This window comes from Cellulomonas sp. S1-8 (genome assembly GCF_026184235.1).
Lineage (GTDB): Bacteria > Actinomycetota > Actinomycetes > Actinomycetales > Cellulomonadaceae > Cellulomonas.
Genome location: NZ_CP110806.1, coordinates 2,002,365 through 2,016,265, shown reverse-complemented (window position 1 = coordinate 2,016,265; position 13,901 = coordinate 2,002,365). Strand labels below are relative to the sequence as shown.

Here is a 13,901-nt window from a genome sequence, read left to right as displayed (position 1 = left end):
GGACACCCGGGTCGCATCACGGCCACCGGTCACGAGCACCTAGACTCGCGCTCCGTGCCGCACTCCCCTGCCGTCGAGGTCCGCGGCCTCGTCAAGAGGTACGACGGGCGCGCGGTCGTCGACGGACTCGACCTCACCGCGTCCGCGGGTCACGTCACCGCGGTCCTGGGGCCCAACGGCGCCGGCAAGACCACCACCGTCGAGTGCTGCGAGGGCCTGCGCGCCCCGGACGCCGGCACGGTCCGCGTCCTGGGTCTCGACCCCGTGGCCGACGGCGCGGCCCTGCGCCCCGCCGTCGGCGTCATGCTGCAGGACGGCGGCCTGCCGACGGGCGTGCGCGCGCGGGAGATGCTCGACCACGTCGCCCGGATGTACGCCGACCCGTGGGACACCGACGCGCTCGCCGAACGGCTCGGGCTCGGGGCCTTCTCCCGCACGACGGTCCGACGCCTGTCCGGCGGGCAGCGGCAGCGCCTCGCGCTCGCCGTCGCCGTGGTGGGGCGTCCGCGCGTGGTGTTCCTCGACGAGCCGAGCGCTGGCATGGACCCGCAGTCGCGGCTCGCCGTCTGGGAGCTCGTGCGCGAGCTGCGCGACGGCGGCGCCGCGGTGATCCTCACGACGCACCTCATGGAGGAGGCCGAGGACCTCGCGGACCACGTCGTGGTCGTCGACCACGGCACCGTCCTCGCGCAGGGCAGCGTCGGCGAGCTGCTCGCCACCGACGTCGACCCGCGGCGCGCGGCCACGCTCGTCGTGCACACCGCGACGGACGTCGACCCGGCGGGCCTCGCGACGCTCCTCGGCCCGGGGTTCGCGGTCGAGCGACGCTCCGGGTCGGTCCTGGCCGTGACCGGTGCGGTCGACCCCGCGACGATCGCCGGCGTCACCGCCTGGCTGGCCGGGCGCGCGGTCCTCGTCACGCGGCTCGACCTGGGACGGCGCACCCTCGAGGACGTCTTCCTCGACCTCACCGGACGGAGCCTGCGATGACGACGGCCACGTCACCCGCCGCCGCGCCGCCGGCCCGGCGCGTCCTCGCGCAGGCCGCGTTCGAGGCCCGCATGATCCTGCGCAACGGCGAGCAGGTGCTCGTCACCACCGTGGTGCCCGTGCTCGCACTGGTCGTCCTGGTGCAGGGCACGTTCGTCGAGGTCGACACCGCGGGCGCGACGCGGGTCGACTTCCTCACCCCCGGCGTGCTGGCGCTGGCGGTGATGACGGCGTCCTTCACGTCCCAGGCCATCGCGACCGCGTTCGACCGCCGCAACGGCGTGCTGCGCCTCATGGCGACGACACCGCTGGGCCGCGACGGGCTGCTGGCCGGCAAGGTGCTGGGCGTCCTGGCGGTCGAGGCGGTGCAGGTGCTCCTCATCGGTGCCGCCGCGCTCCTCCTCGGCTGGCGTCCCGACCCGGTCGGGGTGGTCCTCGCGCTGGTCGGCGTCGTGCTGGGCACGGCCGCGTTCACCGCCCTCGCGCTGCTCGTCGCCGGGACCCTGCGCGCCGAGGCGGTGCTGGCGCTCGCCAACCTCCTGCTGCTGGTCCTCGCGCTGGGCGGCGGCGTGATCGTCCCCGCCGACCGGCTGCCCGGCCCCCTGGCTGCGATCGCGCCGTGGCTGCCGTCGGGCGCGCTGGGTGACGTCATGCGCGCGGCGCTGCTGGACGGGACGCTGCCCCTGCTGCCCGTGCTGGTCCTCGTGGGCTGGACGCTGGGCCTGGGCGCGCTCGCCGCACGGCTGTTCCGCTGGCACTGACCGCGTCCTGACCTCGGGCGGGGTGAGACGCACGCCGCACGTCGATGGCGCGCGCAAGGCCCCGCGGGAGCCCCGTGCGACCTACCCTGGACCCGTGACCGGCACCGCCCCCGCACCCGCGACACCGTCCCCCTCGCTGCTGGCGCGCCTGCGTCCGCGCTGGCGCACGCGCGCCGTGGTCGCCAACCTCGTCGCCCAGGTCGCGATCGTCGTGACGGGTGGCGCGGTCCGCCTGACGGGGTCCGGCCTGGGCTGCTCGACGTGGCCGGAGTGCGAGCCCGGGCAGTTCGCCCCGGTGTTCCACGACGAGATGTCGATCCACCAGGCCGTCGAGTACGGCAACCGGACCCTGACGGGCGTGCTCGTCCTGCTGGCGGTCGCGGTCGCCCTGCTCGCCGGGCGCGACGCGTCCCGGTCACGCCGCTACCGCGTCCTGGCGTGGGCCCCGCTGGTCGGCGTGGTGATCCAGGCCGTCGTCGGCGGGATCACGGTGCTGGTCGACCTGCACCCCGCCGTCGTGGGGTCGCACTTCCTCATCTCGATGGCGCTCGTCGCGGTGTCGGCGTGGCTGCTGGTCCGGACGCGTGAGGGCGACGGGGCGCCGCGACCGGTCGTCGACGAGCGGCTGCGGACGCTCGCGCGGTCGCTCGTGCTGCTCGGCACGGTCGTGCTGGTCCTCGGCGTGGTGACGACGGGCGCCGGGCCGCACTCGGGCGACGAGGAGGTCGGGTACCGGTTCGCCGTCGACCCCTACGCGGTGGCGCGCCTGCACGCGCTGGCCGTGTGGGCGTTCCTCGGCACGCTCGGCGTCGTGCTCGTGCTGCTCTCGCGCGTCCGGCGCGAGGCCGACGCGGCGCGCGCGCTGCGCTCGGGCCTCGTCCTGCTCGGCGCGAGCCTCGCCCAGGGCGGCATCGGCTACGTGCAGCTGCTGACCGGCCTGCCGATCGCGCTGGTGAACCTGCACATGCTGGGCGCCGCGGTGCTCACCGCGATGCTCGCGCTGTTCCACGGCACGCTGCGCGTGCGCCCCGTGGCCGCGTCGCCCGAGGTGGCCGGCCCCGGACGACGCTGACGTCGCCCACGGGGCTCAGGGCGCCGGGGCTTGCGAAGGCGGCGACCGGGTCGTCCGCGACGACGACGGGACGGATCTCGCGGTCGACGAGCACGATGCGTCCCCGGCGCGCGAGGGTGTCGTCGGGCGGCACGGCGCCGTGCGCGAGGTGCGCGAGGTGCGCGAGGTGCGCGGTGCACCTGGGAGTCCCCGGTGAGCAGGTAGGTCGTCTCGGGGTGCCCGGCCCCGTGCGCGCGGGCGTGGTCCACCACGTGCCGGACCTCGGGGGCGTCCGGCGCCGACGGCCCCGCGGACGGAAGGTCGCTCGACTCGCGCCAGCGAGATCAGCGGCCGACCCGCGACGAGGGAACCGTTGAACCAGGATGCGGACGGATGCGTCGAAGTACACCACCGCGCGCTCTCCGGGCGTGATCAGCGCGGTGCGACCGCCACGAGACCCGCCCACCCGGCCGACCGCGCCGCCGAGGCCGCGAGCACGCCGGCCACGGTCGTCGGGCAGTGGAGCCGACCTGCGAGGACGCCCGCGACGGCGTCGTCCAGCGGGAGCCACGTCGCCACCATGTCGGCCTCCTCCTCGCCCCGCTCGTAACGGTCCGCCTCGGGCACGGGCGTCAGGTCCCGGGCGAGGAAGACCGTGATCCGCTCGTCCGAGCCACCGGGCGAGGTGAACCAGTCGACCAGGTGCCACCACCGTCCGGCGACCAGGTCGGCCTCCTCCGCCAGCTCGCGGGCCGCCGCCGTGACCGGGCCCTCGTCCTCGACGTCGAGCAGGCCCGCGGGCGGCTCCCAGAGCACGTGCCGGACGGGGTGCCGGTACTGCGAGAGGAGCAGCACCCGGTCGTCGTCGTCGAGCGCGATCACGGCGACGGCGCCGGGGTGGTCGACGTACTCACGGACGACGTCCCCGTCGTCCAGCCGCACGGTGTCGGACACCAGGTCCCACACGCGCCCGGCGTGCAGCAGGCGGTGCTCGACGACCTCCCGCTCCCGGGGGACGTCGACCGGTTCGCCGCTCACGCCGAGGTCCGGGCCGCGAGCGCCGCACCGACGAGGCCGGCGAACAGCGGGTGCGCGCGCGTCGGGCGCGACTTGAACTCCGGGTGCGCCTGGGTCGCCACGTAGTACGGGTGCTCCTCGCGCGGCAGCTCGACGAACTCGACGAGCGACCGGTCGGGCGAGACCCCGGAGATCACGAGGCCCGCGGCCTCGAGCCGGTCGCGGTACGCGTTGTTCACCTCGTACCGGTGCCGGTGACGCTCGGACACGCGCTCCGCGCCGTACACCTCGGCCACCACGGACCCGGGGCTGAGCTTCGCGTCGTACGCGCCCAGGCGCATCGTGCCGCCCAGGTCGCCGTCGCCGTCGACGATCGCGAGCTGCTCGTCCATGGTCGCGATCACCGGGTGCGGCGAGCCGGGGTCGAACTCCGAGGACGACGCGCCCTCGAGCCCCGCGACGTTGCGCGCGTACTCGATGACCATGCACTGCAGCCCCAGGCACAGGCCCAGGGTGGGGACCTTGCGCTCGCGCGCCCAGCGCAGCGCGCCGAGCTTGCCCTCGATGCCGCGCACGCCGAAGCCACCGGGCACCAGCACGGCGTCGACACCGCCCAGCGCCTCCTGGGCGCCCTCGGGCGTCCGGCAGTCGTCGGACGGGACCCAGCGGATCGTGACGCGCGCGTCGTGGTGGAAGCCGCCGGCGCGCAGCGCCTCGGTGACCGACAGGTACGCGTCGGGCAGGTCGATGTACTTGCCGACGAGCGCGATCTCGAGCTCGTGGGCGGGGGCGTGCACCCGCGTGAGCAGCGCGTCCCAGCCGCTCCACTCGACGTCCCGGAACGGCAGGCCGAGACGCTGCACGACGTACGCGTCGAGGCCCTCGGCGTGCAGCACGCGCGGGATGTCGTAGATGCTCGGCGCGTCCTTGGCGATCGCGACGCTCGCGATCTCGACGTCGCAGAACAGCGCGATCTTGCGCTTGATCGACTCGGGCACCTCGCGGTCGGCGCGCAGCACGATCGCGTCGGGCTGGATGCCGATGCTGCGCAGCGCGGCGACGGAGTGCTGCGTCGGCTTGGTCTTCAGCTCGCCCGACGGGCCGATGTACGGCAGCAGCGACACGTGCAGGAAGAACACGTTGTCGCGGCCCAGGTCGTGGCGCACCTGGCGCGCCGCCTCGAGGAACGGCTGCGACTCGATGTCGCCGACGGTGCCGCCGATCTCCGTGATGATCACGTCGACGTCGTCGGCCGCCTGGGAGCGCATGCGCTCCTTGATCTCGTCCGTGATGTGCGGGATCACCTGCACGGTGTCGCCGAGGTACTCGCCGCGCCGCTCCTTCGCGATCACGTTCGAGTACACCTGGCCCGTGGTGACGTTCGCCGAGCCGATCAGGTCCACGTCCAGGAACCGCTCGTAGTGACCGACGTCCAGGTCGGTCTCGGCGCCGTCCTCCGTGACGAACACCTCACCGTGCTGGAACGGGTTCATGGTGCCGGGGTCGACGTTGAGGTACGGGTCGAGCTTCTGCATCGTGACCCGCAGGCCACGAGAACGCAGGAGTCGACCCAGGCTGCTGGCCGTCAGGCCCTTGCCCAAGGAGGAGGCGACGCCTCCGGTGACGAAGATGTGCCGGGTCAGGGAGTCCGACCGCCCGGAGAGTCGATGCGCGCGTTCCATCACGGGCTTCCACGCTACCCGACGTCCGGACCTCCGACGTCCGCCGGGGGTCGCGACGCGCCGGTCAGCGACGCGCGGCGCCGGCTCCCGGGCCGGGTGTCCGCTCGAGCGACACGATGCCCGTCAGGGTGCTGCGGTCGAGGAGCACGACCGCGGCCGCGACCACGGTCGCCGCCACCACCGCCGCTCCGGCAGCCGCACCGGTCGCGGTCAACGCGTCGTCCCCGACGAGGTCCAGCACGGTCGAGGCGACCGCACGGCCGGCGAACGCCCCGACGCACGCAGCGCCGAGCGCCACCAGCGCGGTGCGCACCATCCCGGACAGGGCGCTGCCACCGGCCGTCCGTCGCAGCGCGACGACGGCCGCGATCCCGCCCGCGGTCATCCCCAGGGACGTCGCCAGGCCGATGGCGCGCAGCACCTCGGTCCCCTCGGTGCCGGTCACCACCAGGAGCGCGGGTGCCAGCACGGCCACCGAGCCCCACCCCACGACGTTCGCCGCGATCGCGGCCCGCGGACGCTCGACCGCGTAGAGCGTCCGCGAGACGTGGAACATCACGGCCAGCCCGACCAGGCCCGGTGCCGTCCACGTGAGCAAGACGGTCATGGCCTCGATGAAGCGGGCGTCCTCCCCGTCGGAGAGTCGCGCGAAGACGGTCGCGGCGGCTGCGGCCGCGGCCAGCACCGCCGCACCGCCCAGCGCACCGACCGCGAGCACCGCGCGCGTCGTGACGGCCGACATGAGCGCGAACCGCCTCCCGTCGCCGGCAGCGGCGTACGCGGCCACCCGGGGGAACGTGGAGGTCGCCAGCGGGACGACCAGCACGGCGTACGGCAGCAGGTAGACCTGCTGGGAGTACACCCACGAGGAGAAGCCGCGCCCGTCGTGGGGCAGCAGCCCGTTGGCCATGACCCAGATGACCAGGACCGACACCTGCTGCGCGGCCACCGACCCGACGCCCGCCAGCGCGAGCGCACGGAACCGCGTGCCGGCGTCGCCCGGGAACCGCAGCGTCGGCGTCAGGCGCACCCCGAGTCGCCGTGCGGGCCGGATCACGGGCAGGCACATGGCGATCACGCCCGCCGTGGTGCCCCAGGCGAGCACGTCGAGCGCGCCGGCCGCGAGCGCCGTCGGGTCGCGCGTCTCCCCGTCGGCCAGGGCGCCGTAGACGGCGAACGTGGCGATCAGGACGAGCGAGTTGAGCACGGGGGCGAAGGCGGGCCAGAAGAACCGCTGGTGGGCCTGCAGGACCCCGTACAGCAGCACCGTCAGCCCGTAGACGGGGACCTGGACGGAGAACACCAGCACGAAGAACCGCACCGTGGCCGTCATGACCGCGTCCTTGCCGGCGAACTCCCCGATGACCCCGCTCAGCGCCGCCAGCAGCAGGCCGACGGGTACCAGCACCAGCAGCACCCAGCCGAGCGCCGCGGAAACCACGCGCGCGACCTGCTCCCGGTCGGCCCGCGCGACGGGGCCGGCGAGGAGCGGCACCACGGCCCCGGCCAGCGCCCCGCCGGCCGCGACCTCGAAGAGCACGGTCGGCAGCAGGTTCGCCGCGCTGTAGGCGTCGGCGATCGCCTCGTAGCCGACGGTCGACGCCTGCACGAGCGTCCGCACGAGCCCCAGCACCCGGCTCACGACGGTGACCGCGGCGATCATCGCGGCGGCGCCCACCAGACCCTGGAGCGCGCGACGCACCCCGGTGCTCATGACGGGACGGGTCCGCCTGCGGCGGCACCGGTGACGGGGGCGGGGCCCGGGCGCCGGCCCCACGCGTCGAGCTCGCGCAGCACGGGTGTGCGCTCGATGACGCGCGTGAAGCTGATGCGCTCGCTCGCGAGCGTGAGTCCCACGACCACGCCGAGGGCGGCGAGCCGGGCGGGACGGGGTGCGCCCAGCACCAGCGCGGTGCCGAGTGCGGCGCCCAGCGCGTTCGCCCCGGAGTCACCCAGCATGTCGGTCCCGGCGAGGTCGGCCCGGACGGCCGTGGCCGCCGCCCCGAGGACGGCGCAGGCCGCTCCCCCGCCCGCCGTGGTCACGAGCGGCGCCGCGGCCAACGAGGCCGCCTTCAGCGCTCGTCCGGGGCGCAGGTCCAGGAGGTTGAACAGGTTGGCCGTGCCCGCGACGAGCGCGGCCGACGCCAGCGTGTCGGCGACGCGGGCCACGGGGCGCGTCGCCGCGCCGCCGGCGGGTCGTGCGACCGCCGCGGCCACCAGTGCGCTGACCCCGATGCCGAGGACCTTCAGGCCGCCCGTGGTCAGGTGACCGTGTGCGAGCGCTCCCAGGTGCCCGCGCAGACCTTTCGTGCGCGTCGCGGTGTCCTCCCGCAGGTCGTCCACCAGCCCGAACGCACCGGCACCGGCGACGGCGACCGTCGCCGCCGCGGCGGCACGGGCGTCCGGCGCCCCGACGACCGCTCCCGCGAGCACGCCGAGTGCCACCGACGGGCCCTCGAGCAGGCTCACGGGCTCACCGCGGTGGTTGGTGCGCGTCCATGTCGCGGCGCCGCCCGGGGGCCACCGGTCGATGCCTCCCCGGGCCGCGGCGGTCACGGCACCGGCGACGGTCGCGGCGACGACGCGCCGCACCGTGCTCACCCCTCACCACCGGACTCGACGCCTTCGGCCTCGCCCCCGGCGCCGGGGTCGTCGGGCGTGCCGGCGGCGGCCTCGGGGACCACGGGCGTGCGGTCCACCGGCGGCAGCTCCACGGCCGGCGGCAGCGCCGTCAGGTCGTCGCCGTAGCCGTAGTGGCCGGGTCGGCCCGCGATGCTCGCGGCCAGCGCCAGCGGCACGACGACCTGCCCGCTGACCGTCGTCGCGTCCGCGACGGTGGTCGTGGTCCCGCCGAGGTCGTCGTCCTCGCGGACGGCGGCCACGAGTCCGCCACCGGCGCGGGTGTCCCCCGCCACGACCGCACCCTCGGACAGCCGCTGCGCGGCGCCCACGAGCGCGAGGTGCGCATCGGCGGTCGTCGAGGTCGGCTCGGCGCTGGGCGTCGCGTCGCCCGCCGCCGGGGACGTCCCCACGACGACGACGACGGCGTCCGCGGGACGGGTGACGTCCTGCGCGAAGGTCACCAGGGCGCGGTCACCCTCGGCGAAGACGTCCAGCAGCGACGACGCGTTCTCCGAGAGCGCGTCGGGCGCGGCGGAGCCGACCCCGACGAGCCCGGAGACGAGCGCCTCGGCCAGCTCGACCTCGGTCCCGGAGTCGGCCGGGGGCGGGGAGTCGAGGTACGACACGAGGGTGCCGGCGAGCGTCCGCCGGTAGGTCGCGAGCGCCGGGTCGGTCCACGCGTCGGTGACCGTGACCGTCGCGGAGACGGACGCACCCGCCTGGGCGAGCCGCTCCGTGAGTGCGGCGACCTCCTCCTCGGGGACCTCGTCGATCAGGACGAGCGCGACCCGGCGGTCGGTGAGCGCCCCGGCGAGCAGGCGCTCGCCCGACGCCGACACGAGGGCCTCGGCCGCCGCCAGGTCGCCACCGGTCTCGTCGAGCTGCGTGCGCAGCTCCTCCTTCTCGGTACGCAGGGCATCGACCTGACCCGTGAGGCTCTCGCCGATGGTCTGCTCCAAGGGCCCGGCACCCAGCGCGATGCCGACGGCGAGCGCGAGGAAGACCGAGATGAGGGAGACGATGTGGTAGCGGAAGTCGATCACAGGGTGTGCTCTCGGTCGGGTGCGCGAAGGGTCGCGGCAGGGCGTGCGAACGGGGTGCCGGGCCGCGTGTACGCGGTGTGGCGGCGGGACGACCGGGTCACGGCGATCCGCCGAACAGCGACCCTACCCACGAGACGATGTCGTCGACGCGCGCACCCACCAGGCCGAACATCGTCTGCCCGGCGGCCGTCGCCGCGAGCGCGACGCCCAGCGCGAGCAGCCCCGCCAGCACGAGGAGGGTGAGCTGCACGTTGGAGATGCGGTGCTGGTACAGCTGGGACACGCCCTTGGCGTCGACGAGCTTGCCGCCGACGCGCAGCCGCGTGAGGAACGTGCTCGCCATGCCCGAGCGTCCCTTGTCGAGGAACTCGATGAGGGTGGCGTGCGTCCCGACGGCGACGATGAGCTCGGCCCCCTTGTCGTCGGCCAGGAGCATCGCGACGTCCTCGCTGGTCCCGGTCGCGGGGAACACGACGTGCGGCACACCGAGCTGCTCCACGCGAGCCAGGCCCGGGGCGCGCCCGTCCCGGTAGGCGTGCACGACCACCTCGGCGCCGCACTGCAGCGCGCGGTCGGACACGGAGTCCATGTCGCCGACGATCAGGTCGGGTCGCCACCCGGCGTCGAGGATCGCGTCCGCGCCGCCGTCCACCCCGATGAGGACCGGCCGGTACTCCCGGATGTACGGGCGCAGCGTGACCAGGTCCTCCTTGTAGTGGTACCCGCGCACGACGATGAGGACCTGGCGCCCGTCGATCCGCGTGTCGATGTCGGGGACGCCGACACCGTCGAGCAGGAGCTCGCGCTCGCGCCGCAGGTAGTCCATGGTGTTCGCGGCGAACGACTCGAGCTGCACCGACAGACCGGCGCGGGCCTCCTCCATCGTGGCGGCCACGGACGCGGCCGTCTGCGCGACGCCCTCGGCGACCAGCGTCTCGCCGTCGTACACGGCGCCGTCGACGACGCGCAGCACGCGCCCCTCGGTCAGCGCCATCACGTCGGGACCGAGGTCGTCGACGAGCGGGATGCCCGCCTCGACGAGGATCTCGGGACCCAGGTTCGGGTACCGGCCGGACGTGGAGCGCGCGGCGTTGAGGACGGCCGCCGGCTGGCACGCCACCAGCGCCTCGGCCGACACGCGGTCGAGGTCGAGGTGGTCGATCACGGCGATGTCACCGGACTTCAGGCGCTTCGTCAGCCCCTTGGTGCGGGGGTCGACGCGGGCGGGCCCGACGACCTCGGCGTCATCGGTCGCGGGCGTGCGGCGGCGCAGGGAGACTCTCATCGCCGGTCATCGTCCCACGGACTGGGCCAGCAGCTCCGCGGCATGCGCGCGCGCCGTCGCCGAGTCGTCCTGGCCGGACAGCATCCGCGCGAGCTCACGGACCCGTGCCTCGCCGTCGACCTCGCGCACGTCGGACTCCGTGACGACGTCGACCCCGTCCGCGACGGACTTCGTCACCACGAGGTGCCGGTCACCGAAGGCCGCGACCTGCGCGAGGTGCGTGACGACGAGGACCTGGGTGCCACGGGCGAGCCGCGCGAGCCGCTCACCGACCTGCGTGGCGGCCCGACCGCCGACGCCGGCGTCGACCTCGTCGAACACGAACGTGCCGGGCGTCAGGGCACCGGACCCCTGCGCGGTGGCGAGCGCGACCTCCAGCGCGAGCATCACGCGGGACAGCTCACCCCCGGACGCGCCCTTGCCGAGCGGGCGGGCGGGCGCCCCGGCGTGCGGGACGAGCAGCATCTCGACGTGGTCGGCGCCGTGCGCGCCCGGCTCGTCGGCGGGCCGCACGGCCACCTCGAGGTGCGCGCCACCCATGGCGAGGCTCGCGAGCTCCTCGGTGACCGCGAGCCCGAGCCGACGCGCGGCGTCGACGCGGGTCGCCGTGATCGTCGCGGCCGTGCGCCGCAGCGCGTCGTCGAGCGCGTCGCGTCGCGCCGTGAGCTCGGCGACACGCCCCTCACCGCCGTCGAGGTCGAGGAGGCGCAGCGAGGCGCCCTGCGACCACTCGAGCACCGCCGCGACGTCCTCGCCGTAGCTGCGGGTCAGTCCCGTGAGCTCGGCACGCCGACGCTGCACGGCGTCGAGCCGCGCCGGGTCCGCCTGCAGGTCCTGCACGTACGCGGACAGCTCGGCGGCGACGTCCGCGAGGAGGTACCCCACCTCGGCGGCCCGTGCCGCCAGGTCGGCGAGCGCGCGGTCGTGGTGCCCGGCCTGCTCGAGCGACCGCCGTGCCTCCTCGACGAGGACGGTGGCCGCCGCCCCGACGTCCGCCGCGTCCTCGTCCCCGACGAGCGCGACGTGCGCACCGGCCGCGGCCGCACGCAGGTCCTCGGCGTTGCCGAGGCGCTCGGCCTCGGCCGCGAGCGCGAGGTCCTCCCCCGGCTGCGGGTCGACCCGCTCCACCTCGGCCAGGCCCAGGCGCAGCAGCTCGGCCTCGCGCGCCAGCTCCCGCGCGCGGGTGACGCGGTCCTCGAGCTCGGACTGCACCCGGCCCCGCTCCGCCCAGGTCGCGGCGTGCTCGGCGAGCACCGCGGCGTGCGCCGGTCCGGCGAACGCGTCGAGCGCGGCGCGCTGCCGCGCGGCGGACCGCAGCCGCATCTGGTCGGCCTGACCGTGCACGGTGACGAGCTCCTCGGCGATCTCGGCGAGCACGCCCTGCGGCACCGAGCGCCCGCCGAGGTACGCGCGCGACCGCCCGGTGGCCTCCGCGGTGCCCGCGCCGACCGTCCGCAGGACCACCAGGGTGCCGTCGTCGTCGACGTCCGCGCCGGCGTCGCGCGCCCGCTCGAGCGCCGGCGAGCCCGCCGGCAGCAGCACCCTGCCCTCCACGGCCGCCCCCGTCGCCCCGGTCCGGACGGTCGCGGGGTCGGCCCGCCCGCCCAGCAGCAGGCCCAGTGCCGTGAGCACCATCGTCTTGCCGGCGCCGGTCTCACCGGTGAGCACGGTCAGGCCGGGGCCGAGGCGCACGTGCGCGCGCCCGATGACCCCGAGGTCGTCGATCCGGATCTCGTCGATCACCGCGCCTCGTCCTCGTCGTCGTGGTGGGCCCCGCGCCAGCCGACCACGGGCAGGTCGAACTTCTGCACCAGGCGCGTCGTGAAGGGGGCGGGGTTGAGGCGGGCGAACCGCACCGGCACGTCGCTGACGCGCACCTCGAGGCGGGTCCCCCGCGCGAGCGCCAGCTGGCGCCGCCCGTCGCACGTCACCACCGCGGTCGACGGCGAACGCTCGATGATCTCGACGGCCAGCACGCTGCTCGGGCCCATGACCAGCGGCCGGGCGAACAGCGAGTGGGCGGCCAGCGGCACGAGGACCATCCCCCGCACGTCCGGCCACACCACGGGGCCACCGGCGGAGAACGCGTGCGCCGTGGACCCGGTCGCCGACGCCGCGACGAGCCCGTCGCAGCCGAAGGACGACAGGGGTCGCCCGTCGACCTCGATGACGACCTCGATCATGCGGGCGGGGTCGGTCTTCTCCAGCGCCGCCTCGTTGAGCGCCCAGCAGTCCTCCACGGTGCCGTCGGCCGCGACCACCCGCACGTCGAGCGTCGCCCGCTCCTCGACGTCGTAGTCACCGCTCGTGAGGCGGTGCACGGCCGTCGTGACGTCCGCGGGCTCGATCTCGGCGAGGAACCCGACGTGCCCCAGGTTGACGCCGAGCAGGGGGACGTCGGTGCCGCGCGTGAGCTCCGCGGCACGCAGGATCGTGCCGTCGCCGCCGAGCACGACCGCGAGCTCGAAGGGCGGCAGCTCGTCGGCCGTCGTGTCGAAGGACGCGGTCACGGGCTCCACGTCCGCGTCGCGCAGCGCACGCAGCACCGCCTCGGTGGCGTCCAGCGCCTCGGGACGTCCGCTGTGCCGGACGACCAGCGCCCGCCGCGTCATCGTCGGCCCTCGCTGCTCGCTGCGTCCACGGCCGCCGCCACCGCGGTCGGCACGTCGATCGCGGGCGGCGCGGCGTCCCCGCCCGGCGCGACCGCCCGCAGGACGAACTCCACGTTGCCGTGGGTGCCGGGCACGGTGCTGGGCCGCACGTCGCCCACGACCGCACCCAGCGCCGCGGCACGACCGCACACCGTTGACAGGGCGTCGTGCCACCGCGCGGGGTCGCGCACCACGCCGTCGTGACCGAGGCGCTCGCGCCCCACCTCGAACTGCGGCTTGACCAGCAGGACGAGGTCCGCACCGGGAGCGGCGACCGCGAGCAGCGGCTCGAGCACCAGGGTCAGCGAGATGAACGACAGGTCCGCGACGACGACGCCGGGGGCCGGCAGCACGTCGCCCGCCCGCAGGTCGCGGACGTTCACGTGCTCCCGCACCTCGACGCGCGGGTCGTCGCGCAGCCGGGTGACCAGCTGCCCGTGCCCCACGTCGACGGCGACGACGCGGGACGCACCGCGGCGCAGCAGGACGTCCGTGAAGCCGCCCGTGCTGGCGCCCGCGTCGAGGCAGGTCCCGCCCGCGACCAGCGGGCCGTCGGTGCCGTACGCGTCCAGGGCGTCGGCGAGCTTGCGCGCCGCGCGCGAGGCGTACCCGGGGTCGTCCGGGTCGGGGTCGACACGCACGTCCTGCGCCTCGTCCACCTGCGTCGCCGGGCGCCGGGCCGCAGCGCCGTCCACCCGCACGCGCCCTGCGGCGACGAGCTGCGCCGCGTGCCCGCGCGACCGCGCCAGGCCTCGCCGCACGAGCTCGGCGTCGAGCCGAGCAGTCGTCATCGTCGCCG

General features: G+C 75.7%; 12 protein-coding genes. 3 read left to right on the top strand and 9 right to left on the bottom strand.

From position 1 onward, the window contains the following. The first annotated feature begins 54 nt into the window (after nucleotides 1-54). The 3 genes from OKX07_RS08970 (at nucleotide 55) to OKX07_RS08960 (ending at nucleotide 2,823) form a co-directional block, all read left to right on the top strand. A complete protein-coding gene (locus OKX07_RS08970; RefSeq protein ID WP_265631484.1) occupies nucleotides 55-990 on the top strand; it encodes an ABC transporter ATP-binding protein in 936 nt (311 codons plus the stop codon). After that, complete coding sequence (locus OKX07_RS08965) at nucleotides 987-1,751, top strand: ABC transporter permease (protein ID WP_265631483.1); 765 nt, start codon at nucleotides 987-989, stop codon at nucleotides 1,749-1,751. Before OKX07_RS08970 ends, OKX07_RS08965 begins: the two co-directional genes overlap by 4 nt. A gap of 94 nt (nucleotides 1,752-1,845) precedes the next feature. Further along, nucleotides 1,846-2,823, top strand: coding sequence for a COX15/CtaA family protein (locus OKX07_RS08960; RefSeq protein WP_265631481.1), 978 nt, complete (start codon nucleotides 1,846-1,848; stop codon nucleotides 2,821-2,823). A gap of 411 nt (nucleotides 2,824-3,234) precedes the next feature. On the opposite strand, the gene OKX07_RS08955 is transcribed toward OKX07_RS08960, so the two are convergent. The 9 genes from OKX07_RS08955 to OKX07_RS08915 form a co-directional block, all read right to left on the bottom strand. After that, entirely contained in the window at nucleotides 3,235-3,840 is a 606-nt protein-coding gene (locus OKX07_RS08955; protein ID WP_265631480.1) for an NUDIX domain-containing protein, read from the bottom strand. Continuing rightward, nucleotides 3,837-5,501, bottom strand: coding sequence for a CTP synthase (locus tag OKX07_RS08950; protein ID WP_322746839.1), 1,665 nt, complete (start codon nucleotides 5,499-5,501; stop codon nucleotides 3,837-3,839). Before OKX07_RS08950 ends, OKX07_RS08955 begins: the two co-directional genes overlap by 4 nt. 64 nt (nucleotides 5,502-5,565) lie before the next feature. Beyond that, nucleotides 5,566-7,215, bottom strand: coding sequence for a murein biosynthesis integral membrane protein MurJ (gene murJ / locus OKX07_RS08945; protein WP_265631479.1), 1,650 nt, complete (start codon nucleotides 7,213-7,215; stop codon nucleotides 5,566-5,568). After that, entirely contained in the window at nucleotides 7,212-8,102 is an 891-nt protein-coding gene (locus OKX07_RS08940) for a hypothetical protein (protein ID WP_265631478.1), read from the bottom strand. The genes murJ and OKX07_RS08940 overlap by 4 nt, the downstream gene beginning before the upstream one ends. Then, a complete protein-coding gene (locus tag OKX07_RS08935) occupies nucleotides 8,099-9,166 on the bottom strand; it encodes a copper transporter (protein WP_265631477.1) in 1,068 nt (355 codons plus the stop codon). The genes OKX07_RS08940 and OKX07_RS08935 overlap by 4 nt, the downstream gene beginning before the upstream one ends. Before the next feature lie 97 nt (nucleotides 9,167-9,263). Then, nucleotides 9,264-10,451: a putative cytokinetic ring protein SteA gene (gene steA, locus OKX07_RS08930; protein WP_265631475.1), complete on the bottom strand. Its 1,188-nt coding sequence runs from the start codon at nucleotides 10,449-10,451 to the stop codon at nucleotides 9,264-9,266. 6 nt (nucleotides 10,452-10,457) lie between these two features. Next, nucleotides 10,458-12,194: a DNA repair protein RecN gene (gene recN / locus OKX07_RS08925; protein WP_265631474.1), complete on the bottom strand. Its 1,737-nt coding sequence runs from the start codon at nucleotides 12,192-12,194 to the stop codon at nucleotides 10,458-10,460. Next, nucleotides 12,191-13,063: an NAD kinase gene (locus tag OKX07_RS08920; protein WP_265631472.1), complete on the bottom strand. Its 873-nt coding sequence runs from the start codon at nucleotides 13,061-13,063 to the stop codon at nucleotides 12,191-12,193. Before OKX07_RS08920 ends, recN begins: the two co-directional genes overlap by 4 nt. Then, the gene (locus OKX07_RS08915; RefSeq protein ID WP_265631471.1) at nucleotides 13,060-13,893 is read right to left on the bottom strand and encodes a TlyA family RNA methyltransferase; all 834 of its coding nucleotides are present in this window, start codon (nucleotides 13,891-13,893) and stop codon (nucleotides 13,060-13,062) included. Before OKX07_RS08915 ends, OKX07_RS08920 begins: the two co-directional genes overlap by 4 nt. Nucleotides 13,894-13,901 lie beyond the last annotated feature (8 nt).